Raw genomic sequence first — 25,148 nt, forward strand, 5'->3', positions numbered from 1 at the left:
TACCTCATGATTGAGGTGTGTCGCTCTCCTGTTCATGATGCTCGGCTAAACAAGCTGTAAACTCAGCGCCTAATAACACCACCATCCATGATAAATACACCCAAACAAATAAAATAGGAATAGTTGCCAGCGCACCATATATGACCTCATATGACGGAAAGTGGCTAATATACATAGCAAACCCTCTTTTCGTCAGCTCAAATAAAAAGGCAGCAAATAATGCGCCCGGTACCGCGGCTTTAAACGACACACGTGTATTTGGAACTAAAGTATAGAGCATAATGAAGCCTGCCATTGAAATTACATAAGGCAGTAATTTTAATAGCAAACCACTAAATCCTGGGATCCCTTGATCGGCGAACGATACCAAAGACACAATGTAAGAAGTGACACCGATGCTGGCCCCCAGTAATACAGGCCCAAGCGTGAGTACCATCCAATAAATCGCAAATGAAATCATCAACGGACGTTTACTCTCAACGCGCCATATACGGTTTAACGCACTGTCCACATTGCGGATCAGTAGCAATGCCACCGCAGCCAAAAAGCTAATCCCCACTGCGGTCATTTGGTTTGCATTTCCGGCAAACGCACTGATATGTGCCTTTATGGTGTCAGTAGAAGTCGGGACAAAATTAGTAAAAATAAAGTTTTCGATTGCCAAACGGGTATTCTCAAACCCTGGGAATGCTGTGAAAATCGCAACGCCTACAGCAATGAGTGGCACCAGTGAGAGTAAGGTGACATACGCCAAGTAACCGGCATTAATAGTGAGCTGATCTTCTTTACAGCGCTGGAAAAAGCGCCGCCACCAACTGGGCTGCGCATCTAAAGCAGCGCGCGCTTGCGCTTTTATTTGTGGCCAATGTTGTTTCATAATTATTTATACATTGATGATTGCTTTGCACATCTTACCAATCCACTTCATAATTTAAAGTAGCCCTATTAAGTAAAAGGATAAAGTATGCCCCTAAAATACCTCAAAATTTATGCTTTAATTGCCGCTTGCGCCTTGTTGAGTGGCTGTAAAAGCGCGCAAAATGCCTACTATTCTGCGTGGGAGCAGGTTGGTGTACATAAACGTGATATTCTTGTCGATCGCGTCGAAGATACTCAACAATCTCAACAAACCTCCCAACAAGAGTTCCAAAACGCACTTGAGCGCTTATCCGTTCTCATTGATTTTGATGGCGGAGAGTTACAAAGTGTCTACGAGCAATTAAATAGTGACTTTGAAGCGAGTGAAAAAGCGGCGCAATCTGTCACTGACAATATTGATAAAGTAGAGTCTGTTGCAGATGCCTTATTCGAAGAGTGGGAAACTGAACTTGAACAGTTTAGCAATCCAAAGTTAAAGCGCAGTAGCGAACAAAAACTGCGACAAACTCAAAAGCAGTATGACAAACTACTTCGCTCAATGCGTAAGAGCGAGTCAAAAATGCAGCCGGTGCTCGACTCCATGAAAGACAATGTTTTATACCTAAAACACAACCTCAATGCGCAGGCTATTGCGGCAATCAGAGGGGAGTTTACTAATTTAAAACGTGATATTCAGGGCCTTATCACGGATATGAACCGCTCAATTGCTGACTCCACCGCCTTTATAGAGCAAATGAACAAAACCTAAGTACCTAGACGCACTAAGCAGCTGCTTAGTGCGTCTCTGGCATATTTAAAGCCGCCTTATCATGCACCCAGCTGATCTCATGTTCAGAGATAGTCAATAAAAACGCTTCTTTGACAATTATCTTTAACTGCACAGCATCCTTGATCAGTGTCTCTCGGACCTCTGCGGTCTCTTCATTTCGATATACATATAACAGGTTATTTAGCGTATGGCGCTCTGTTTCCGTCATCCGTGATAATACTAAGTGATTTACAAACAGTGAGTCTGGATGCTGATGACAATGAAAGTGCGCCACATCGCAATCACTTTCAAAGGTCTCTGAGAATTCAACATCATACAAGGGCATTGATTTAGGAGATGTGAGCGTCAGTACTACACGCTGTGCACTGCGCTCAATATGGTAAACAAAATTTTCATCACATACATCGGTAGTATTATCAATGGGTATTAAAATACGTGGCGTTTTACTACCAAAGCCTACATCTATCAAATATTCGCTGTGATTGTATTTAAGCAACGTCACTCGGTGTGAACGTGGATTGTCCCATTTACCATTTAGTAAGACTCTAGCAAGCAAAGGAGAAACATCAAAACCCAACGATTGCAATGCTAGCATCACGATTTTATTGTGCTCGAAACAATAACCGCCCTGCTCTTTTTCAACCACACGAACAAATACAACATCAAACTCTAAGCTTAATAGTTTATCTTGCATTGCATTGATACTGCTAAAACTAAACCGCGCGAGGTGGGCCTTTATCAGCTGTTCAACAAACGCTAAATTACAATTTTTGGGTGTTTCTAACCCTAACTTAGATAAATACAGTGCCAATTGCGACGGTGTCATAACACCTCCTTTAATTTTGCTTAATTTTATATAGCGCTATCATTCGCGCAGTAAGATAAAACCTAAAGCGAAGTTGAGGTCAACTTGTTAACTGGCAAATTCTGTGATTTTTCTACCCTGATCAAGATACAGCAAATGCAAAGCCTCTTCCTCTAATAAAGGTTTACTCATCAAATACCCTTGCATTTGCTGACAATAAAGAGAGGACAGTACAGACAACTGAGCAGGTTGCTCAATCCCTTCTGCAGTCACCGTCAAGTTAAAACTGTTGGCAATCGCACAGATAGCCTCTATCAACTGACGTGGATTACCTACATTTTCAATCCCGTTAACGAATGCACGATCGATTTTCAAGCCATCCACAGGTAATACATTTAAGCGAGACAAGCTACTATAACCTGTGCCAAAATCATCAATATAAATACCAAAACCCACATCATGCAATTTTTGCAGTGGCGCAACCAAGCTATTTTCCTGCGCCATCATAGCCGATTCAGTGAGCTCAATTTTAAATTGCGTAGGATCTAACCCTGTCTGTTTGAATTGTTGCAATAACCAAGTCATAAACCCTTTATGCTGCAACTGCAAAGGCGAGACATTCACACTCATAAAAATGCGTTTATTGGGAAAGCGCTGTACACACTGCATGGCACGCCAAAAAACCCAATGCCCTAATTTAACAATTTGCGCACACTCTTCAGCGATTGGAATAAACTCAGCAGGACTGACAATGCCCAACTTTGGACTATGCCAACGCAAGAGTGCTTCAAACCCAATGATGGATTTTCCAAGTTGACAATAAATAGGCTGGAATCGCAGTGATAGCTCAGTGTCCATATTCAGCGTTTGTAATTCGCGTTCAATCAATAAACGGCGAGCAGCTTCATCTGCAATGGCCGAGGTAAAGATATGAAAGTCATTTTTACCTCGCTTTTTCGCTTCATACATTGCTACATCTGCATCATGCAGTAATTTCTCTGCTTCATAATTGTGGCAAGGTGCCGTAAAGCGGCGAACACCAACGCTGCCGCTGACCGAATGCTTGCTTCCTTGATAACTAAATGGTTCTCGCACGGCAACTAAAATATCTTCAAGCAGTAACTCTAAAGGCGCCTGTAGTGCATTAGCATCCAGCAATATAGCAAATTCATCGCCACCTAAGCGTGCAATATCCGCGTAGCTGCCAACTAGTTCACGCATCCGCGTAGCAAATTCAACCAGCAACTTATCACCTGCAAGATGACCCAATGTGTCATTGATCAGTTTAAAACGATCAAGGTCAATATAAAGTAAAATAAATTGACCTGAGTTACGTGTTCGGCAGGTTTCAACCAACTGTAAGAAAGTCTGCCGATTTAGCAAATCCGTTAAGCTATCATGTTGGGCCTTGTATTTAAGCTGCTCATTAAATAGCTTGATTTGCGTAATATCTGTCACACGTCCTTCATAGATGGTGTCATGACTGTGGCAGATCCATGAGCCAGTCTGTCGCAACCAAACTCCACTGGAGTGGTTTGAACCCGCTAACCACTCCAATTCCTCATGCTGCTCAAACCTTGAGACCATCTTGCGCCACGTCGCAGCGAAGTCACTATCAAGCATTAAATCACTGAGTTTAAGGCCATTAAATGGCGACGCTTGACCGATGAGCAACGCTTTAAAAGCCGGGTTCGCATCAACCAGCACACCATGTTTATCTAGGACAAATAGTCCTTCACTGCTGTTAACAAATAAACTTTTATATTTGCGCTCAGCAACAATTTGCTGTTGCAGTGCAGATAGTCTTTTGTCAGAGGCATGTTTTAACTGATCGTTTGCCTGCGCCAAGCTTGCCGTGCGCTCTTCTACAAGCATATTCACTGTTTGATGCTGTCTTGATAAATAACGTACTTGAAACAACACCATCAACCCCAGTGCTGCTGCAATTAATACCACCATGGCAATAATCAGCGAATAATTATTGAAAAATGATGGCTCAAGCTGTTCTTGCGTATAGAGATGAATTTCAATTTGATGACCAAAGAAGTCCATATTTTCAATGATACCCGGTTGCTTATCGGATAATTGATGATGGCTTTGCCAATCTGATGTAAACAGTAATTTATCCCCAGAAAGCACTCTAACTTGATGGCCATTGTCTTGGTAAACTTGACTGAATAAGCCTTCCAATAAGTGTTGGAGCTCAAAGCCTATACCCAATGCCTTAGCGATACTGGCACTGTGAAATTGCTCAATAACAACGCTCCAACGATCAGACATCGGCCAGTTCACCGCTTGTAGCTCACTATTTTTTAGACGCTCAGATAACGCATCCGATATCGCTACAGCACTTCCTAGCAAATGACCAAACTCAGACACTGGCGCGGTCTTAACCATGGTTAAATAGCGAATGCTTTGCGTGTTTGGCAAGTGTACCGTAAAGTCGAAAAAGCCCAATTCACGATATTGTTGCTCCAACTGAGCAACTTGGTCCCGCTCGATAATTGCGTAGGATTCCAAACTCAGTTCAAGTTCTAAACCCGCTAATTGAGATTGGGCTAAATGATAAAACTGTTCCGGCGTGATCTCTGGCGTTGCCCTTAGATAAGCTTCTATCGAATATAACAAATGAGCAAAACGCTGCAGTTGCTCACTCATTCTAGATTGATATTGCGCCACTTGCTGCTCAAGCTGATGGTGACTGCGCTGAGTGTAATGGTCGTGGAAAATCACGGCCATATAGCAGATCACGAACAAGTATATGCTGTAAATCCAACCGCCAAACTTAATTGGTGATTGAAAGAATTTTTCCCACTTTTTTACTCTAGACATCCGCTCATAACACTGTACCATTGCACCACTTGATAATAATTCTTATTTGCGATGATTAAAAGTAAACTTTGTTGTTTTTACCCGTTTTTGCTACTAAGTACCCAAGTTTTAGCCAATGATGACGAGCTTAACGTCTATTCGTTCCGCAAGTACGAACTTATCAAGCCAATGCTGCAAGCTTTTGAACAACACAGTGGGGTTAAAGTAAACTTGGTCAATGGCAAGTCGCACTTTTTACTTTCACGTTTAAAAGCCGACGGTGCACAGTCTCGAGCAGATGTAATTCTCAGCTCAGATTTGGTGCAACTCAGTGCCCATCGCGCGCTATTGCAGCCAATGACAGAGTTAAAAGGTTGGTCTGTTCTGCCTGATGTGTTTAAAGACCCAGATCAGCACTGGGTGAGCCTCTCCATGCGAACTCGTGCACTATTCACCCGAAAAAATGACACATCCAGTTCATTTATTCCGACCTACTTTGCGCAATTCAGTGAGCCGCAAATACAGGGCAAGTTTTGTGTTAGAGACTGGCGTCATAGCTATAACAAAACCTTGTTTGCTAGTTTGCTATCAGGCAACCGTGAACAAGATACCCAGTGGATAAAAAACGCCAACAAGCTACTAGCAAAGCGCCCTTCAGGTGGTGATAGAGATCAGCTACGTGGGCTTGCTAAAGGACAGTGCCAATATGCACTGGCAAATCATTATTACTGGCATATGATGAAGCAGTCGAATAATAAGCAGGAAGTAAAAATCGCTTCGCAACTTGCAATGCATTTTTTGCAAATGGCAAATGGCACAACGCCCGTTTCTACCACCACTGCAGCCATCGCGAAACATGCCCCAAACAAAGAGAATGCATTGGCATTTATCGACTTTTTACTCCTCCCAAAAACGCAAAAAATGTATGCACAGCTGCTGAATGAATTTCCTGTAGTTGCCATCGAAGGCTATCAACTGCCCTTCAAGCCGGCATTAAAAAACATTAACTTAAGTTTAGAGTACACTGAAAAAGCGAATAAAGTCCCCGCCGTTTGAAGCTATGTTGTGATATTCGACACAAACAAGTGCACCCTATGACCTAACTTGGTGCACCTCGAAGTAATACTAATCCGCATGCTAACTTGCTTGCGCAAGCCACTTTTGCACCGCCTTTCTTGGATAAAGCACATCCTTAAATAATCTATGACGTTCAAATTTCAACGCCTTTTCAGTGCTCGGCAAACCAGCTTGGACTTGGCTGTGATGCGTATTGAAACGTGAGATCAGCGAGAGTTTATCACGCGCAATCTTAAGGTGAACATTTAGGTAAGCACGCACGTCATCAGCGGTCATTAAGCCCAGTGCATCCAAATTCATTAGCTCTTTTTTTAGTTTAGAGCGAATACCCATGGTTGATCTCCCTGTGTTGTCAAAATGGAATCAATCAAAGTTGCAAGCAAAATACACACCAAATGCTGCAATTACATTAAAGACCACAACAATCACGAAAAAGTTTCGTCATTCATCTTAACTGCGCGGTATACTGTCGCAAAGTCGCATTATGAGTTGTGATATGAATCAAGAATACGTTGAAATTGAACTTGAAGAAGAACCTATCGAGCTTTGCAATTTACTCAAAGTACTCGATTTCGCAGAAACTGGCGGACAAGCCAAGCAACTGATCACGCTTGGCTACATTGCCGTAAATAACGAGTTATGTACGCAAAAACGCAGGAAAATTTATTCTGGGGATACATTACACTTTGACGGTGAGATCTTTATGCTGACGCTCGCCGAAGATGCAATCCCTAATCCGCGCCCTCCCGAGCCTGTTACACCACCTAAAGCGCCTAAAGCCGCCACAAAAAGCACAGCTAATAAAAGTAAAAGCGGGAATAAAAAGCGTAAAAAACAAGGGCAGGTCGACAGTAAGACAGGCCGTAAACCTATTTCTTTTGGATAACAAGGAGTTCTCAATCAATGAGCATTTGGTTTAAACCCATTACCAAGGAACTTTGCCGGTCTCTCGATAAAGGCATGCATGGTAAAGGCTCATTAATGGCCACCCTTGGCATCGAAATCAGCGAAATTGGAAATGACTATTTAGTGGCCACCATGCCTGCAACCGTCCATCACCACAACCCAATCGGTATGGTGCATGGCGGTGCTAATGTTGCTTTAGCAGAAACAGTCGCCAGCTATGCGGCAAACTTTGTCGTAGATTTTGAGCACTTTTACTGTGTCGGCCAAGAGATCAATGCCAATCATTTAAAAGCCTCTAGAAACGGCATACTGCGCGCGGTAGCAAAACCACTACATATCGGCAAACGCACATCGGTATGGGAAGTGAAAATAACGAATGCTAAAGGCGAACTATGCTGTGTATCACGTATGACCGCAGCAGTGATCGAGCGACCCGAAAAACAACGGAGTAACTAAAAGTCATGGATCATATTGATACACTGATCGTTGGTGCTGGCGTCGTCGGACTATCCATTGCAGCCAAGCTTAGCCAACATAGAGAAGTCTTTGTGGTTGAGCAAGCCAAACACTTTGGTGAGCATACCAGCAGCCGTAATAGTGAAGTAATCCATGCCGGTATTTATTACCCCGCCGACAGTGCAAAAGCGCGCCATTGTGTCGCAGGTAAAGCACTACTTTATCAGCACTGTAAAGACTATGGCGTGCCGGTCAAAATGCTCGGTAAGGTCATCACAGCGCAAAACGATGCTGAAATACAGACACTAGAAAAGCTCATATTGCAAGCTGAGCAAAATGGTGTTGATGACCTACACTGGCTAAGCCAAGCAGAGCTGCAACAAAAAGCACCGCAGATAAAAGCCAAAGAGGGGCTATTTTCCCCTTCCACTGGTATTATCGACAGCCATCAGTTTATGCTCTCTTTGATAGGCCAACTTGAGCAAAAGCAGGGACATTTTGTCGCAAATACTCAATTTATCAGCGCAACACCAGTAAAAAATGGTTTTTTGGTAACACTAGATTGTGAGGGACAAACCTTCTCACTCAGCTGCTCCCACTTGATAAACGCGGGCGGGCTGTTTGCGCAGCACAATGCGGCAAAAATTGAAGGGCTAAGCAACCCAAATATACCGCCAATTCACTATTGTCGCGGACAGTATTTTAGCTATCAAGGGGCGCATCCTTTTAAGCACCTGATTTATCCTGTGCCAGAGCAGCATGGGCTCGGTATACATGCTACTGTCGATCTGGCAGGTCAATTGCGTTTTGGCCCAGATACTCAATTTATCGACTCGATTGATTACGCAACAGATAGCAGCGCGTTAGATAAGTTTTATCAAGCCATACAACGCTACTGGCCACAGGTTGAGAAGAGTAAATTGCAAATTGATTACGCGGGAATAAGACCTAAATTACAAACTGCAGGTCCCCAGGATTTTATAATTGAAAATCAAAGTGTCCATAACATTGCCGGTCTCATTAATTTATATGGAATTGAGTCACCTGGGTTAACAGCCAGCCTCTCCATTGCTCAGACTGTCACAGAACAACTCATTGCTGAATAAAAAAGGCGACATCTATGTCGCCTTTTTTATTATTTCGATTTTATGTATCATCAAGCTGTTTTGCTCTTTGATCCATTAACTTTTGCACATTCTGTGCATCTTGCACCAGCTTTTTCACATCACTAGGGTTCATGCCATTTATACCGTTTTTACCCTCTAAACCGTCTGCTTTCTGTGCTTTTTCCTTCAAAATATCGGTATTCTCGGCCGCCATGATGGTTATTTTCGTCGGGTCCAAAGTATGTACTTGGCTATTAACACGGGTGTTTGGTCTATCTGAATAGTGCCAGTTTCCCTTGGCATCTTGCCATTTATAAATGGTCGCTTGTGACGCTTTAGGTGCTTCGCCATCCAGCATTCCTTTCGCGCTATTAACCGCATCATTAAGCTCACGCTTCGACTTGTCAAACAACGCATTTGCTTCTTGTTGAGCTTTGCCAAAAATCATATCAATGCTGAGATAGGGCTTACCGTCAGGACGTTTGATGATAAATAACGACGCTAATCCAACTAACATCATCATAATTAACATATAACTCGCGGATTTCATTTCGGCACTCCTTTTTCACTTGAGGCCACACTTGTAAAGTATAGCTTGGTATTGCGCACAGTTTGACAATTGGGCAAAAAATTATCAATAGGAAATGAGTTTGAAATGACAGGTAGAATTGCGTTGTTTTGAAAAGCCAAAAAAAGCCGCGACTTTTATCGCGGCTCATAAAACATTTAGATGCCATCTCCATCAATGTGTAAACCACATTCACGATTAAGACCAAAAAAGCGAGTTTCCTCTTCAGTCATACCTGGCTCTAATTTACGAGTCGTATGCACATCACCCATAGACACATACCCTTGCTCCCAAAGCGGGTGATAAGGCAAGTCATGCTTAGTTAAGTACTGATAAACATCTCGGTTGTGCCAGTCAATGATCGGGTAAACCTTTACACTACCTCGGCTAATTTCTAGGATCTGCTTATCAGAGCGCGTTGAAGATTGCTGACGACGCAGACCACTAAACCAAGTTCCAACTTGCAGCTCTTGCAGTGCACGTGTCATTGGTTCAACCTTATTCAAGGTATTATACTGTTTAATGCCTTCTTCACCTTGCTCCCACAGCTTACCAAATTTTGCCTCTTGCCAAGCTGGACTATATTCGCTGCGATAAACTTTGAGGTTTAACTTCAGCCTTTCAGTCAATTCATCCACAAACTGATAGGTTTCTGGAAATAGGTAACCGGTGTCAGTTAAGACCACAGGAATGTCATTTTTTTGCTGTGATACGAGGTGCAGCATCACCGCCGCTTGAATACCAAAACTTGACGACAGCATATGGGTGTCAGGCAGATTCTCAAGCGCCCAAGCAACACGTTCTTCGACACTTTTTTGCGCCAGCATGCCATTTGCATCTGCAAGCAATGCCTGCTGTGTTGCTTTGTCTAGGGTTAATATTTGCTTAAATTCGCTCATAGCTTGTCCTATTATGGGGCCCTATCGGGCCCTTATTATTAAGCGTGGAAATCTGTTTTTGAAACTTTAACTTCCGCAACAATACCCTTGCGGATCACAAAATCACCAAAGCACTCTTGCTCTTGACGCTCAGCAGCCCACTGACCTATCAACTCATCTAGCGCAGGAAGGTAAACATCTTCACTGACGTTTTCTAGATAAAGCTTAGGAACACGCGTACCTTCACGGTTACCGCCAAGATAAACATTGTATTTACCTGGACCTTTACCAACAAAGCCCACTTCCGCCAACATCGCACGGCCACAGCCATTTGGACAACCCACCACACGCATGATGATGTCATCGTTTGGAATGCTGTGTTTTGCTAATAACGCTTCTGTTTTTTCTACCAGCTCAGGTAAGTAACGTTCTGCTTCTGCCATCGCCAGTGGACAAGTAGGTAGTGCTACACACGCCATTGAGCTCTTACGCTGCTCGGTATGCGTGTCATCAATTAAACCGTGCTCACGGGCAATTTTTTCAATTTCTGCTTTGTCTTCTTCAGCCACACCCGCGATGATTAAGTTTTGGTTTGCAGTCATGCGGAAATCACCTTTGTGGATCTCTGCAATCTTGCGACAACCTGTTTTCAATGGCTGACCTGGGTAATCTAGAATACGACCACTTTGTAAGAATAACGTCAGGTGGTGTTTGCCATCGATGCCTTCAACCCAACCAAAGCGATCGCCACGGTGAGTAAATTCATATGGACGACTCTCTGCAAACTTAACACCTGCACGCTTTTCCACTTCTTCTTTAAACGCGTCAATACCGAATGCATCTAGTGTATATTTGGTTTTTGCGTTTTTACGGTTTACGCGGTTACCCCAGTCACGCTGCACACTGACAACATGCTCTGCCACTGCTAGCGTATGCTCTAGTGGAATAAAGCCAAAGTCATCAGCACGACGCGGGTAAGTGTTCACATCACCGTGCGTCATTGCAAGGCCACCACCGACAAGTACGTTGAAGCCAACTAATTTGCCTTCTTCAGCAATCGCAACAAAGTTCAAGTCATTCGCGTGCACATCCACTTCGTTATTTGGTGGGATTGTTACCGTAGTTTTAAACTTACGAGGTAGATAAGTAGAGCCTAAAATTGGCTCAAGATCTGTGGAGTCTTTACGCTCGCCATTTAGCCAAATCTCTAAATAAGCACGTGTTTTTGGCAGTAAGTGCTCAGAGATCTTCGCAGCCCACTCATACGCTTCTTGGTGAAGCTCTGACTCAACCGGATTCGTTGTACACAATACATTACGGTTCACATCACCCGCAGTTGCAATTGAGTCGATACCCACATCATGCAAAGTTAAGTGCATTTCTTTGATATGTGGCTTTAACACTCCATGAAACTGGAAAGTTTGACGAGTTGTCAGACGAATACTGCCATAAGAGGTTTTCTCTTCAGCAAATTTATCAATAGCTAGCCACTGATCTGGCTGAATGATTCCACCTGGCATACGTGCACGTAACATCACATTGTGCAACGGCTCTAACTTTTGTTTAGCACGCTCCGCACGAATATCACGGTCATCTTGCTGATACATACCGTGGAAACGGATCAGCTGGAAGTTATCTTTGGTAAAGCCGCCAGTTAGTTGATCGCCTAAATCGGTTTCAATGGTGCCGCGTAAGTGCTGACTTTCTGTTTTTAAACGTTCGTTGTCAGCAAATTTAGCCTCAGGATCGTGCTTACTGTTGGGCTTAAAATCTTGATTGCTCATGGTTTTTCCTAAATTCTATACAGTGACGGTAAAAGTGCGTGATGACGTCTATTAATAGACGTCTTTTTGATAACGGTTAGCACTACGCAACTCTTTCAAATACTGCTCGGCCTGCTCATCATCTTTACCACCATAGGTTTTCACGATGTCTAACAGGGCCTGATGCACATCTTTGGCCATACGTGTAGCATCGCCACATACATAGAAATGTGCACCTTTTTCCAACCAAGCAAAAACTTCTTCGCCCTTTTCACGTAAGCGGTCTTGAACGTAAATTTTTTCTGCCTGATCCCGGCTGAATGCTAAATCAACGCGATTTAGCAGCCCTGACTTCACATACCCTTGAATTTCTACTTGATATAAGAAGTCTTGTGTAAAGTGAGGATTACCGAAGAACAACCAATTGCTTCCTTCAGCCTCACGCGCATCACGCTCTTGTAAAAATGCTCTGAATGGCGCGATACCTGTACCTGGACCAACCATGATCACAGGTGTGTTATCATCACTTGGCAAACGGAAGTTATCATTGTGCTCACTAAACACTTTGACTTTGGTACCTTCTTCGACGCGATGCGCCAAGAAACCAGAACAGCCACCAAAGTGCTGCTCGCCAAATGCTTCAAATTCAACTAGACCAACCGTTAGGTGGACTTCTTCTTCCACCTCAGCTTGGCTCGATGCAATAGAATACAAGCGCGCTTGTTGTTTACGACAACATTCAACCAGTGTTTGCGCTGCAATCTCGCTTGGGTTTTGTTTGATAACATCAAAGATCTGACGCGCTTCTAAATATTCACGCAGCGCGGCTTTGTCTGTCACTAGCTTAGCCAATTCCTCATTCCCAGTGGCTGTTGCATACTTTTCAACGAATCCAGGGTATGACTGAGTCAGTTCAAGTTTTTCAATCAGTGCATCACGTACACTGAAAGTGTCATCACCGAGTTTTACTTCGCTTTGAGGGTCAATATTTAATGAGCTTAGTATCTCATCAACCCGTGCTTCATCATTTAAGAAATACACACCTAATGCATCACCTGGCTGATAGCTAATATCAGAACCGTCAAGGTCAATTTCAATATGACGCACATCCTTAGTTGAATCACGACCCGTGATCTTCACAGCCGAAGAAATTTCAGCGGTAAATGGATTTTGCTTTGTATACTGGCTATGTGCAGGTTGAGGGGCACCAAACGGAGCATTCACAACATTCGTAGCACCACCAGCAGCTTGCTGTGCTTTGAGCTCTGGCTCAAACGCATCAAGTGCTGATGAAATCCACGCCTCAGCTTGTTCTTCATAATCAACATCTAAATCAGCACGCGCAACGACACTTTCAGCACCTAATTTTTGTAGACGCTCTTCAAAATCAATGGCCGTTTGACAGAAAAATTCGTAACTTGAATCCCCCAAGCCTAGCACTGCAATTTTAACGCCGTCTAATTTAGGCGCTTTCTTGCCAACTAAAAACTCATGTAGATTTTCAGCATCTTCTGGCGGCTCACCTTCACCGTAAGTTGACACAGCAACGGCGATAAATTTTTCTTTCTTTAAGTTGCCAGGCTTATAATCTGCCATGTTCACTAACTTAGCATCTAGGCCACGTGATTTAGCCTGTGCCTCTAGCTGAGCAGCAACGCCTTTTGCATTGCCTGTTTGCGAGCCATATAAGATGGTTAATGGCGCAGCATCTTGCGCAGGTGCCGCAGCTTGACCAAGCACGCCACCAAGCGCCGCAGTATTGGCATTTGCAGCCAAGTAACCACTCACCCAAGCTTGTTGAATAGGGTTTAGTTCAGCCACTAACCCCTGTAACTTTTGCAGTTGTTCTTGTGAAAGCGGACTTGCCGCAGCACTCAGTTGACTTAACAACATTGTTTATTCCCCGTAACCCATTTCGATTTACTTGCTCTGGCACTTTAGTGTGCAGGTCATTTAATAGCATGCAGGATACTGTTCCTATCCCTCAACAAAAAGAACAGTATCTGCTTTGTTATTCCTTTTAGTTATGAAAAGAAAAAAACACCAACGAAAACAGATTAAAAGAAGTGTTTATTTTTTGATCTGTTTTTTATTAACATTTTAATAACGGGGGTGCAGTTCTTCTTCCGTGTTTTATCAGCCCAACACAATAAGAGAACATAATGAAATTATATAAGACAATAAAAAAACATTACCAACCAGCTGTTTTAGCAATGATTTTTAGTGCAGGAAGCCAAGCGCAGATCAATAATGGTAGCTTTGAACAATGGCAATACGATAGACCGAGTAATTGGTCTACTATTGATTCTGGGATCACAACCTCTCCAGTCACTACTCCGGTACAGGCAGGTCAGACAGCGGCTGCCATTACCGTTAATACTGCAACACAAGGCAATACAGATTTACGCCAAAGTATTGCCGTTGTTGCAGGGCAAACGTATGACTTCAGCACCTGGGTTTATCACACCGAAGGGAGAGTGAAGGCCCGCCTTTATATTGATGGCTATCGAGGCTATTCAAACCCACAACTTACAGCTCAATGGCAGCAAATAAGCTACCAATACAAGGCAAGCACTTCAAAAAATATTGAAGTGGGCTTACGATTTTATGATGTCACTGGATTTGACGGTAGCGAAGTCGTATATATCGACAACTACAGTACAGGCAACGCAACAACTCCACCGCCACCCCCACCACCCTCAGATTGCCAACACAATTCGGTGAGCTTTACGCTCAAAACAGATAACTACGCCAGCGAAACCAGCTGGCAATTGGCAAACAAAGCTGGGCAAATCATAAAAAATGGCAGCGGTTATAGTAATAATCAAACCGTCACTGACACTCTATGTTTAACCGATGATACCTATACCTTCACTATTTTTGATAGCTATGGTGACGGTATTTGCTGCTCACAGGGCAATGGCCGTTACGAATTTTCTCACAACGGTCAGACTCTGATATCTGGTGGGCAATTCACCAATCAAGAACAAAAGCAATTTACTCTAGGTAACGATGGTGGCAACGGCCAAGACCCTACAGGCTATTATGCCACTGCCGCAGGCTTAACTGGCCTAGCCCTCAAATCAGAACTACACGCCATCATTAAAAACCACAACAACCAAGGCTATGGTGCTTTATGGTCCTTCATCGACCAACATGAACGCGACCGCTATTTCGAAAAAGATAACTCGGTGCTTGATCGCTACTCAGAACAACCAACCAATTCAGATGCGATTAATTTTGTTGCCGTAGGCGATCAGTGTGGCAGTTATCGTGGTGAAGGAGATTGTTATAACCGTGAACACTCTTTCCCAAAAAGTTGGTTTGGTGGCAAAGTGGAACCTATGAATTCAGATGTACACCACATTGTTGCATCTGACGGCTACGTTAATGCAAAGCGCAATAGCTTCCCATTTGGTGAAGTTGGCAGTGCCAGTTATACCTCTTCAAACGGTAGTAAAGTCGGGAGCGCGTCTGGCATTGGCTACAATGGCACAGTCTTTGAGCCAATTGATGCTTTCAAAGGTGATTTTGCACGGATTTATTTCTATATGGCGACACGATATGAGAATGTCATTGCTAGCTGGCACAACAAATCAAGTTATGGCAGTGATGTGCTCAATGGCACGTCAGGGCTTGTCTATGAAACTTGGGTAATTAATATGCTTAAACGCTGGCATCAACAAGATCCTGTCGATGAGATTGAACGTGCGCGTAATCAAGCTGCCTATGAATATCAAGGCAATCGCAACCCGTATGTAGACCACCCAGAGTTTGTCGACCTCATTTGGTAAAAATAAAACATAAAAAAGCGGCCCATTCCATTGGGCCGCATAACATACTCAGCGCAGAGTCTACGTGAGTGTTAAAGTAGGTAAGGTAACCATGTTCCTAACTCATAAATCGAATCGATCTTCCACCACCGCTGCGATTTAAAAGTGCACTTACCTAGGCTCTATCGTTAAGGGAGATAAAGTCATTTTCGCATTGTTGCTGGCCCCCATTAAGTTAGAGTACCTGCGGTTTTCGAATAAAGTGTAAAACACATCAACGTAGTCATCATCATTGCTAAACCAATGACTTGGCATCGCTTTAATAAGCTCATTGGTTAACTGAGGAATGATGGCATAGCCTTGCACATTCGGGTTAGGGATCAACTTCATCGCTTGTGTGACCACATCTAAAAAAGCAACTGCCAGTTCTTGGTAATTCGTATTGTCGTCATGCTCCATTAGCAATACATCGGCTGCTTGCCAGCGATAACGTTCCCAATGAATTAAAATTTGGTTCGGCGTGTAGTCTTGCCCATCATGATCTAGATACGGTAAATCGACAACATCGAGCACAGGTTCATCTCTGCTTGGACTGACGCCATTGACTATCGCATAGACCTCTGCTGCACCAGATACCCAAGGTTCTTTGTCATCATTGAGACGGATACGGTTGATCACTGAAGTGGAAATAGCTGTTTCGGTTTGCATCAAGCTAAGCGACACAACGTCATCCACTGAAGAATTACGGGTTTGATACTGAGTAAACACCTCACGCATTACCGCAATCCCCGCCTTGTGCACGACTTGCTTATCAAGTTCAACCACCAATACTGGCTGTTGTGGCAATTGTGTCGCATCGAGTAAATGGAGCTGACCATGTTTATCAAAAGCTTCTACATGCAGCCACTGTGTATCTTCACCGCGAGGCGCAAATGCAACTAGAGGCGACTGACCTTGCTGCCAAGCATCCAACATTGCTGGATCTGCCAAACGAACTTGATAAACCTGATGACCACCATTTGATAAACCTTTCAATTGACGCGTCAAGCCACTGGCTTTAACACCAAGTGCAGACACATCACTAGAAAGCATCATTGTTGAGAGATTAAGTTTATTGAAACTATCAAGCTGCCCTAACCAAGCCTGCTCATGACTGATAATATCTCGGGCAACGGCTTTGGCAACAACGCGCTTGATGTCAGCCACCTGAAAGCTTGCAGCATTAAACTTATCAACCGAGTGTAACGAAGAATCTAAACTTGACTGTATATCAAGCGCTTGTGCTGACGCTTTTCCACTCATAAAAGCCATAGCGATAGTCACTGAGGCTAATTTTAGTAACCTATGCATAACATTTCCTTGAAATAATCCGTGTGTTTGCTCAAAAGCAGCGATTAAAGTGTGTTTACTCGCATAGCCACATTAAAACAGCCCACTTAATTTATCAAGAAATTAATAATGAATTAACATGTAAAAATTTAACTTTTCACTATACCCATGAATTTAATGGATAATATTAGTATTTTATGAAACTTAAAATAATAAATTTTTAGCAACAATTCGTTTTGATTAATAATTAGTCATAACGAGTGTTAGTTGAAAAACGGTTGAATCTCTTTTTGATCCAACCTCTTCGAAATCACCACGATCCAGTTTAATAGCGATTAGCAAATGAGGCTGGAAACATAAGTAGATTAAACGCTACACGTTGGTCTAAACAGTAAAGTTCACTAGGAGGAAAGACCTCTGTACAGAGGCCCTTTAGGAAGACGAGATTACTTTTCGATTGGATAAAGTGTGATCTCAATACCTGCACCAATGGCAGAGATCCGCAATAAAGTATCTACATCAATTGCCTGTGAATAACATTTTGGTGCTTCACCAGATACAAAACCAATATCAAATGTGCGTTTTTTACAGCTAAGCCACTGCTTAAGTGCCGCTTTTGAACATGACTCAATGAGTTCACAAAGGTGGTTTATCGCTTTATTCGGGCTACTCACTTCAACACTCGCTTCAATGCGTGCAAGCTCACGATACTCATCTTTGTCATAGTGCAATACAACCGCATTGCGTTTTAAATCTGCAACCAAAGCGGAGATGTCATGTTTGGATTCTAATTCTAAGTCGACATTTAAAAATTGGATTTCTGACATTGCGAATGCGTTACCTTGCTTTGAGTGGACCTGAGGCCCTATGTTTATACACAGTCCGCACGCAAGCATAGACATTTGCAATATACACAAGTCATACTTTTGGGTGCGACAATTTGTCACTGTGGATTTTACGCCAATTTCAATAAGCTATCAGCAATTTTGACTAAATAACAGAGCAATGATCAAAAGCGCATTAAAACCCGCCAGAAAAATACACAAATACCTTGGCTATTTACTGGCTCTACAAATATTTGCTTGGCTACTTGGTGGACTCGTTATGAGTGCTATTCCGTTAGAAATGGTACATGGTAAACACCTCGCCAATCGACAGCTAGACAACCCTTTCAATGCATTGCATTACACCGCAAGCTTAGACAACCTAAAGCAACAAGTTGCTGAGCTTACTAGTATTGAATACAAACATTTTTTACATACCCCAATAATCAAATTAAATGGCAATACGACTGCTTATTTTGATGGCAAAACGGGGGCTTTATTTCAAGCGCCGAGCCAAACTCATATCGAACAACAAGCCAAAGCACATTATCTAGGAGACGCCAAAATTGCACACGTAACATTTCTGGCAGAAGGACCAAGAGAAGTGCAATATCGAAAAAATATTTGGCAAGTTGTTTTTGCCGATACTGTCAGTACCACGCTTTATCTTGATAGTGATAGCGGACAAGTGATCACTGTACGCAGTACAATATGGCGTATTTTTGATTTCTTTTGGATGTTACATATTATGGATTATGACGAAAGAGATGACTTTAATAACCCACTGCTCATTTCTTTCTCAGCTACCAGCGTATTGTTCTGTATTTCAGGATTTGTTTTATTACTACAATCTCCTCCATGGCGACGTCGTCGTCATCAACCTAAGTACAACTAAGCAGTAAAATAGGATAATCTAAGGGCAGTTTCGACGTTCACTTCAGGTGAGAGACATGCCCTTTGTATCAATAATTTGCTTACTGTTTTTACTGCTTTGTACACAACATACAGCGGCAAATACCTTCACAAGCTTCTATCAAGCAAAAAAACATCTCTCTTCGCAGCTCAGCGACACAACTAAAACACTATATTGCGAATGTGGTATTACTCGGCAGGGAAAAAAGCTAATCCCAAAAACACAAGAATGCGGTTATCGGCCAAGAAAACCGATTACACGCAATGGCAAGCCAAATAGTCGTACCACCCGAATTGAATGGGAACACATAGTGCCGGCATGGGAGTTTGGCCATCAACTGCAATGCTGGCAAGAAGGTGGTCGCGCCAACTGTCGCAAAGTCAACGCTCTATTTCGTCGTATGGAGGCTGACCCCAATAACCTTGCTCCCACGATCGGGGAAATAAATGGAGACCGCAGTAATTATCGCTTTGGTATGTTACCGGACACCCCCTTTAGACATGGCAACTGCGCAGTGAAGATAAGTTTTAAACAACGCGTTATCGAGCCCCCCCCATCAGCTCGCAAGCAAATTGCACATGCCTATTTTTATATGCAGCAAACTTATGGCTTGGTCATTAGCGACAAACAAAAGAAGTTATTCGAGACATGGGCCAAAGTTGAGCATTAAAGTACCCACTGACATAAAAATTTTCATGTCAGTGTATTTAAATTGGTAACACGCACTAATTAGATTGTAATCCAAAGCTGCAATTGATAATTTGACTCTAATATTGATATTGCACGTACAATTGAAAGCATCACCGATTAATTCAGGTCTAATCATTTAGGGTAATGCAGTAAAAAGTTAGGAACGGATATGAGATTGAGCAATAACACGTTATACCTTGCAGTTTGCATGGCACTCACATCAACCTTTATCGCTGGCTGTGGCGGCTCTGGTGGTACAAATACGAGTAATACAAATGCTGTAAGCACACCTGTTACTCCCCCTGCCGTTCCTGATACTACAGCACCCAATTGGCAAGCAGGTCAATTTGCACCCGCTTCGCAATTTGCACATCGCTGTGAAGCGCCTCGCAGTGGTATTGATCCATTTGAGAACACCCCTTACCCTGATGTTGCAGGCACCATGATGCATGAAAAAATGTGGTTGCGTTCATTTAGTCATGAAACCTACCTTTGGTACGACGAGGTCATTGATAATGATCCTAACGCCTTCCCCACAGTTGCCGCTTATTTTGCTCAGTTAAAAACATTCCAGAAAACGGCCAGCGGTCAAGATAGAGATCAATTTCACTTTAGCCAAAGCTATGAAGACTTCAAAAAAGAATCGCAAGATGGCGTCTCTGCAAGTTTTGGCCTAACTTGGACTATTCCTCAGTCCCGCATGGCCTATGTCGCCTATGTAAATGATAATACTCCAGCAGCCAGTGCAGGTGTACAACGCGGTGATAGACTACTCAAAGTTGGTGATATTGACTTTGCAACTTTCACAAGCGAAGACAGAGCTCAAATCCTCACAGCATTTACGCCGCAAAAAGATCAAGTTGTTACATTAACCCTGCTTGACCGTAATGAGCAAGAAAAGGTCGTTACGATGACTGCACAAGATCTACAGCTGGTGCCTGTTAACAATACCCAAGTATTTGAACATCAAGGCAAGCTAGTTGGTTATATGCAGTTCAATCAATTTGTTGCCAGCGCACAAAGTGGCTTAGTGGATGCATTTACATCGTTTAATCAAAGTAACATCGACGAACTTGTTTTGGATATGCGTTACAACGGTGGTGGGCTTGTATTTCAAGCCTCACAAGTCAGCTATATGATAGCGGGTAGCCAGTCCAATGGACGTGCCTTCTCAATAAAAACACACAACGATAAGCAAAGTAGCAAAAATGAGCCTCTTGAGTTTGTAAAACAGTCAATTAACTGGACTACGCTACAATATAATGACGATTTACTGCCATCTCCTCAGATGAAACGAGTTTATATGCTCACGACTCAAGACACTGCTTCTGCCAGTGAAAGTGTCATTAACGCGCTGCGTGGTATCGATGTTGAAGTTATCTTAATTGGTGACGATACCAGAGGCAAACCGTTTGGTTTTGCCCCTGAACAAAACTGTGGCACAGTCTACTATACTATTCAAAATAAGTCCGCTAATGCAAAAGGGTTTGGTGACTATGAAGATGGCTTTATAATCACGCCTCAGGCAAGCATAATCGGCGAAACAGGCCTAGATGCAAAAGTACCTGGCTGCCGTCTTAATGATGATTTCAGTAAAGACTTGGGAGACAAAAGTGAGAGATTATTTGCCGGCGCATTACATCATATTGCTACGGGTACTTGCCCAGCACCTGAGCGCCAGGCACGCACATCATATTCACAAACAGCTCAAACGCCAAGCGTAGTGAATGACAAAGCCCCATTTTACATGCCATACCAACCGCTCAAACATGGTGCCGTGTATACTGAGATAACAACGGATAAGTGATGAACGTAAAGCTGCTTATTAGCACTGTGATGGCACTGTTTATCAGTGCCTGTAGCAATAGCCAAAGTACTAAGCAAATACAACCTGCGCTACTCACAGAGGTTACTCCCTCTGTATCAAAAGAGCTCAGTGATGCCATTGTGAAACTAAAAGGAGGGACAGCTCCGACACTAGCTGTTGATGTTTTGACTCGCTCTCCACAATTGTTGTTAACGCATGGACGGTCTCCAGCTGAGCATGCCACAGGTATGGCGTACACCAAACTATCAGATCTCCCAATTAATGCATTTGAACTACAAATTCGCGATAAGCAATGCGTACTTTACTACCCCAAAACCGCACAATTTGTTCCGCTACAATTTTCTCGTTGTATCGTTTATGAAGATAAAAATTAGCAACGCCCAATTGAAACCTTTATTTACCTAGCTTGCATCCACGGTGGTGATCAGAGACACTAAGGCGGTTCAGCCAAGGAGTCTTATATGCACATTACCCCCGTGTCACCATTTCAACCTCAATTACCATTTACTTATCGCTGCATGGCATTCAGTCCAGAACAATATCAGGACACTGACTTTGCGCACTTTAATCAGCCTCTCCCAAGTAAATTAGAACGAGCCGTGGCAAAAAGAAAAGCCGAGTACCTTGCGGGGCGCGTTTGTGCTGCACAGGCATTAGAGCAATTGAAACACCCTCATTACATAGTACAAAGTGCTGAAGACCGCTCTCCAATCTGGCCAACAGGCGTATGTGGCTCTATCACGCATAGTAAAGGGGTAGCCATGGCGGTGGTGACTGATAACCCAGCCATATTAGGCCTAGGAATCGATATCGAACACATGATGAGCGATAAGCAAGAATTAGAGCTGCAGAGTCAAATTTTAAGAGATGATGAAGCTGCTGCATTTGAGTCACTTGGACAAGATCACCTCAACCCCCTGACACTTGTATTCTCCGCTAAAGAGAGTATTTACAAAGCGCTATATGGGCAGGTACAGACTTTTTTTGGCTTTGATGCCGCAAAGCTCGTCAGACACAGCGATCAACATATGCAATTTACTTTAACAGCCTGCCTGCATCCCAAGTTACCAATTGGCACCGAAGTCAGCGTGTATTACCAATGCATCGACAATATGGTTCTGACAGAATGCTTACATCAATAAGTAACACTTCAATTGATAAAAAAACGATGCCTAAGCATCGTTTTTAAAGCTGTTAACCTATCTTTTAAAAACTATACTCCAGTTGTAATGACACCTGTCTCTGTTGACCTAACTCTACATAATTCCAACGGCGACTACCTTTAGAGTTCACGTAGTTTTTATCCAACAAGTTATCAACACTTAAGAATATGCCCCAGTTCTCTGGCTGATAGCCAATTCGTGCATTAACAATCGTACGGCTTGGGATTTCTGGATCATCTAGTACACGTTGGCCATTTTCATCTAGGCTTTGGTATACAGGTGCTGCAAACTGTTTAGCACTATCTTGATAATTCATATTAAGGTTAACAAGCCAGCCAGTGCCTGAGTCATAATCAACTCCTAAGTTAGCTGTCCAATTTGGACTTTTTGGAAAAGCACGACCAACAAAATCATCACCTGTTACCACATCGGAGTCATTGTATTCAAACTCGGTGATCTCAGTTTTGGCATACCCTAAACCAGCAAAAACTTGAATTGTGTCTGACCACGCATAATCAATGCTCGCTTCAAACCCTTTAACCTGTGATTTACCTGCATTGACCACTTCCAAATCAAAGAGGTTTTCAGATAGCTGTACACGAACTTGTTGCTCTCGCCAGTCGATATAAAAGGCATTCGCATTGAATACTAGCGTGTCATCTAACCACGTACTACGCCAGCTAATTTCATAATTATGCGTATATTCAGGATCGTAAGTATAGATTTTATTCTTGGTCGTATTCACACCTAGGCCACCCGAGCGATATCCTTTTTGATAGCTCAAGCTCAACGACATGTCTTCATTCACATCATGCGTGACACCCAACTTAGGTAAGAAACTAGTAAAATGTTCCTCTGCACGAGGCTGCTCACCAGAAGCCCGCTCAGCATTAGCCACTATCAGACTGTTAACTCCTGTTATAAGCTGTGCCATTAGTGGGTTTTGTGCAAACTGTGTCGGATCTGGCAAGGCGACTTCTGGCGCAATGGTTTGACTTGCAACCGAAGAGTTTGCACGGGTTTCTTTATCCCAACGCGCACCACCAAATACAGACCATTGGTCATTTATTTGATAGACAAAATCAGCAAAAATAGCTTGATTATCAACTTCTTCAATTGGGTTAGTAGCACCGTTAACCAACACAGGGTCAGCACCGGCGGCTTTATAAATACCAATCACTTGATCTGCAAGTGCCTCTGCCGGTAAACCCATCTGTGTAAATTGTGCGATCAGTTCCTCACGTACCCCTGTTTCAGCGAATCCATAACCAATCACTGAATCTGTGAGCATATTACGCTCATCATTGGCAATAAATGCACCAAAAATACCACTTAATTTATCACCAGAATAAGTGAATTTCAGCTCATGACCACGGCGTTTATCATCGTTCGTTTGTTGCCAAACATCTGATTTTACAATGCCAAAATCACTGTCATTTAGACGCGTGTAATCATTATCACTATATGACCCCGTATACGAAAGGGACCACTGTGCGGACAAATCATAATCTACGTTGACGACCCAGCGGTCAGATTCATTTTCAGTAAATGCGTCAGTATTAACAAAGAGGTATCGCTCTTCATAAATATCAGTAATTGGATAATTTTGATCCGAAGATTCACTTGATTGGAATAACGTGCCATTTTCGCTGCTAAACTGCGAATAACTCAAACGTGCCGTCAACGCTGTCATCGCTGATGGTGTATAAGCTAGATTAACTCGCACGAAGTCACTTTCTTTATCATCCATCGTTTTATTTAACACCGGATTATAAATATCACCATCGCGCTGCTTATGCTGCGCGGCAACACGAAATGCCAGCTCATCTTCAATCAAGCTACCACCAAATGCAACAGCCGCTTGCTGCTCACCATTTTGACCGTAAATAATACGAGCTTTGCCAGAAGGGTCATGTTCAGCATCACGAGTTTTTACAATCACAGCACCAGCCAATGCGCTACGCCCTTGTAAAGTAGACTGAGGGCCTCGTAATACTTCTACTTGTTGTAGATCCCAAGTTGAAAATGCCCCTGCTGCTGTCATGTCTTCTGATAGGGCTGCACCATCAATATAAATACGCGCAAGACCCCCATTACCCCCGCCAGTAATGGTATATGAGTCAATACCACGTATGCGATAACCCGTACTTGGATCACCACTTACATTAGGAGTCCGCATAGTGATGTCATAAAAGTCTTGGATATTTTCTTTATCCATCTTCGCTGCAGTTAAAACCGCAACACTGGTCGGTGTCTCTTGCAAGCTTCTATCAATCTTTTGACCAGTAACAACGATTTTTTCTAACTCTTGCTCATCAGCAAGCGAAACACTACTGTGCGTGCTCAATGCCAATGCAATACTACAATAAAGTGGAGACAAACCAACCAATCGACCTAATGATGCAGACAAAGCACCCTCCTAAAGTATAAACAATGATAATCATTATCATTATACCTTTTATCTGCATAATTACGGAAGCGACAAGTTAGCTATTTATTAACTTTCAATCTAATAAATATGTAAATGGGAAATAAAAGTAACAATAATTGAGAAAAGAAAAGATGAAAATTTCTAAGCTTGTGCAACTTGACCCATAAACAGACACTGAG

22 protein-coding genes are annotated in these 25,148 nt (G+C 42.9%); 11 read left to right on the forward strand and 11 right to left on the reverse strand.

Going from position 1 to position 25,148, the window contains the following annotated elements; genetic code table 11:
- Positions 1-4: 4 nt before the first annotated feature.
- On the reverse strand, positions 5-877 hold the full coding sequence (locus QNM16_RS25035; protein ID WP_284022936.1) for a virulence factor BrkB family protein: 873 nt from the start codon (positions 875-877) through the stop codon (positions 5-7).
- A gap of 87 nt (positions 878-964) precedes the next feature.
- On the opposite strand from QNM16_RS25035, the gene QNM16_RS25040 reads away from it, so the two are divergent.
- A complete protein-coding gene (locus tag QNM16_RS25040) occupies positions 965-1,627 on the forward strand; it encodes a DUF2959 domain-containing protein (RefSeq protein ID WP_284022937.1) in 663 nt (220 codons plus the stop codon).
- 25 nt (positions 1,628-1,652) lie between these two features.
- Here QNM16_RS25040 and QNM16_RS25045 read toward each other — a convergent pair whose 3' ends face one another.
- Together QNM16_RS25045 and QNM16_RS25050 are read right to left on the reverse strand one after the other, a co-directional pair.
- Positions 1,653-2,474, reverse strand: a complete 822-nt coding sequence (locus tag QNM16_RS25045) for an arylamine N-acetyltransferase family protein (RefSeq protein ID WP_284022938.1) — start codon at positions 2,472-2,474, stop codon at positions 1,653-1,655.
- An 87-nt stretch (positions 2,475-2,561) separates the two neighbouring features.
- A complete protein-coding gene (locus QNM16_RS25050; RefSeq protein ID WP_284022939.1) occupies positions 2,562-5,285 on the reverse strand; it encodes a putative bifunctional diguanylate cyclase/phosphodiesterase in 2,724 nt (907 codons plus the stop codon).
- Positions 5,286-5,336: 51 nt separating this feature from the next.
- On the opposite strand from QNM16_RS25050, the gene QNM16_RS25055 reads away from it, so the two are divergent.
- Positions 5,337-6,320, forward strand: a complete 984-nt coding sequence (locus tag QNM16_RS25055; protein WP_284022940.1) for an extracellular solute-binding protein — start codon at positions 5,337-5,339, stop codon at positions 6,318-6,320.
- Between the two features lie 81 nt (positions 6,321-6,401).
- On the opposite strand, the gene QNM16_RS25060 is transcribed toward QNM16_RS25055, so the two are convergent.
- On the reverse strand, positions 6,402-6,674 hold the full coding sequence (locus tag QNM16_RS25060) for a hypothetical protein (RefSeq protein ID WP_284022941.1): 273 nt from the start codon (positions 6,672-6,674) through the stop codon (positions 6,402-6,404).
- A 163-nt stretch (positions 6,675-6,837) separates the two neighbouring features.
- Between QNM16_RS25060 and QNM16_RS25065 the strand changes: the two genes are divergently transcribed.
- Genes QNM16_RS25065 through QNM16_RS25075 form a run of 3 tightly spaced genes read left to right on the forward strand, consistent with a single transcriptional unit; the run spans position 6,838 to position 8,809 of the window.
- Positions 6,838-7,227, forward strand: coding sequence for an RNA-binding S4 domain-containing protein (locus QNM16_RS25065; protein WP_284022942.1), 390 nt, complete (start codon positions 6,838-6,840; stop codon positions 7,225-7,227).
- Between the two features lie 17 nt (positions 7,228-7,244).
- Positions 7,245-7,703, forward strand: a complete 459-nt coding sequence (locus tag QNM16_RS25070; RefSeq protein WP_284022943.1) for a PaaI family thioesterase — start codon at positions 7,245-7,247, stop codon at positions 7,701-7,703.
- A gap of 5 nt (positions 7,704-7,708) precedes the next feature.
- Positions 7,709-8,809 (forward strand): NAD(P)/FAD-dependent oxidoreductase, encoded by a 1,101-nt coding sequence (locus tag QNM16_RS25075; protein WP_284022944.1) that lies wholly within the window; start codon positions 7,709-7,711, stop codon positions 8,807-8,809.
- Positions 8,810-8,849: 40 nt separating this feature from the next.
- Here QNM16_RS25075 and QNM16_RS25080 read toward each other — a convergent pair whose 3' ends face one another.
- From QNM16_RS25080 to QNM16_RS25095, 4 genes are all read right to left on the reverse strand, one after another.
- Complete coding sequence (locus QNM16_RS25080; RefSeq protein WP_284022945.1) at positions 8,850-9,359, reverse strand: DUF4124 domain-containing protein; 510 nt, start codon at positions 9,357-9,359, stop codon at positions 8,850-8,852.
- Between the two features lie 176 nt (positions 9,360-9,535).
- On the reverse strand, positions 9,536-10,276 hold the full coding sequence (locus QNM16_RS25085) for a phosphoadenylyl-sulfate reductase (protein WP_284022946.1): 741 nt from the start codon (positions 10,274-10,276) through the stop codon (positions 9,536-9,538).
- Between the two features lie 38 nt (positions 10,277-10,314).
- Positions 10,315-12,039, reverse strand: a complete 1,725-nt coding sequence (gene cysI / locus QNM16_RS25090; RefSeq protein ID WP_284022947.1) for an assimilatory sulfite reductase (NADPH) hemoprotein subunit — start codon at positions 12,037-12,039, stop codon at positions 10,315-10,317.
- Between the two features lie 51 nt (positions 12,040-12,090).
- A complete protein-coding gene (locus QNM16_RS25095; RefSeq protein ID WP_284022948.1) occupies positions 12,091-13,911 on the reverse strand; it encodes an assimilatory sulfite reductase (NADPH) flavoprotein subunit in 1,821 nt (606 codons plus the stop codon).
- Positions 13,912-14,180: 269 nt separating this feature from the next.
- Between QNM16_RS25095 and QNM16_RS25100 the strand changes: the two genes are divergently transcribed.
- Complete coding sequence (locus QNM16_RS25100; protein ID WP_417710663.1) at positions 14,181-15,812, forward strand: endonuclease; 1,632 nt, start codon at positions 14,181-14,183, stop codon at positions 15,810-15,812.
- A gap of 150 nt (positions 15,813-15,962) precedes the next feature.
- On the opposite strand, the gene QNM16_RS25105 is transcribed toward QNM16_RS25100, so the two are convergent.
- Together QNM16_RS25105 and QNM16_RS25110 are read right to left on the reverse strand one after the other, a co-directional pair.
- A complete protein-coding gene (locus QNM16_RS25105; RefSeq protein ID WP_284022949.1) occupies positions 15,963-17,141 on the reverse strand; it encodes a DUF3103 family protein in 1,179 nt (392 codons plus the stop codon).
- Positions 17,142-17,566: 425 nt separating this feature from the next.
- The gene (locus QNM16_RS25110) at positions 17,567-17,947 is read right to left on the reverse strand and encodes a hypothetical protein (protein ID WP_063361578.1); all 381 of its coding nucleotides are present in this window, start codon (positions 17,945-17,947) and stop codon (positions 17,567-17,569) included.
- A gap of 178 nt (positions 17,948-18,125) precedes the next feature.
- Here QNM16_RS25110 and QNM16_RS25115 point away from each other — a divergent pair, with 178 nt between their 5' ends.
- From QNM16_RS25115 to QNM16_RS25135, 5 genes are all read left to right on the forward strand, one after another.
- On the forward strand, positions 18,126-18,839 hold the full coding sequence (locus QNM16_RS25115; protein ID WP_284022950.1) for a hypothetical protein: 714 nt from the start codon (positions 18,126-18,128) through the stop codon (positions 18,837-18,839).
- A gap of 55 nt (positions 18,840-18,894) precedes the next feature.
- Entirely contained in the window at positions 18,895-19,527 is a 633-nt protein-coding gene (locus tag QNM16_RS25120; protein ID WP_284022951.1) for an endonuclease, read from the forward strand.
- 189 nt (positions 19,528-19,716) lie between these two features.
- Entirely contained in the window at positions 19,717-21,354 is a 1,638-nt protein-coding gene (locus tag QNM16_RS25125) for a S41 family peptidase (protein WP_284022952.1), read from the forward strand.
- Entirely contained in the window at positions 21,354-21,749 is a 396-nt protein-coding gene (locus QNM16_RS25130) for a hypothetical protein (RefSeq protein WP_284022953.1), read from the forward strand. Before QNM16_RS25125 ends, QNM16_RS25130 begins: the two co-directional genes overlap by 1 nt.
- An 87-nt stretch (positions 21,750-21,836) precedes the next feature.
- A complete protein-coding gene (locus tag QNM16_RS25135) occupies positions 21,837-22,517 on the forward strand; it encodes a 4'-phosphopantetheinyl transferase family protein (protein WP_284022954.1) in 681 nt (226 codons plus the stop codon).
- A gap of 64 nt (positions 22,518-22,581) precedes the next feature.
- Here the strand turns inward: QNM16_RS25135 and QNM16_RS25140 are convergent, their stop codons facing one another.
- On the reverse strand, positions 22,582-24,948 hold the full coding sequence (locus QNM16_RS25140) for a TonB-dependent receptor (protein ID WP_284022955.1): 2,367 nt from the start codon (positions 24,946-24,948) through the stop codon (positions 22,582-22,584).
- Positions 24,949-25,148 lie beyond the last annotated feature (200 nt).

It is taken from the genome of Pseudoalteromonas umbrosa (assembly GCF_030125375.1).
GTDB classification, from domain to species: Bacteria; Pseudomonadota; Gammaproteobacteria; order Enterobacterales; family Alteromonadaceae; genus Pseudoalteromonas; species Pseudoalteromonas umbrosa.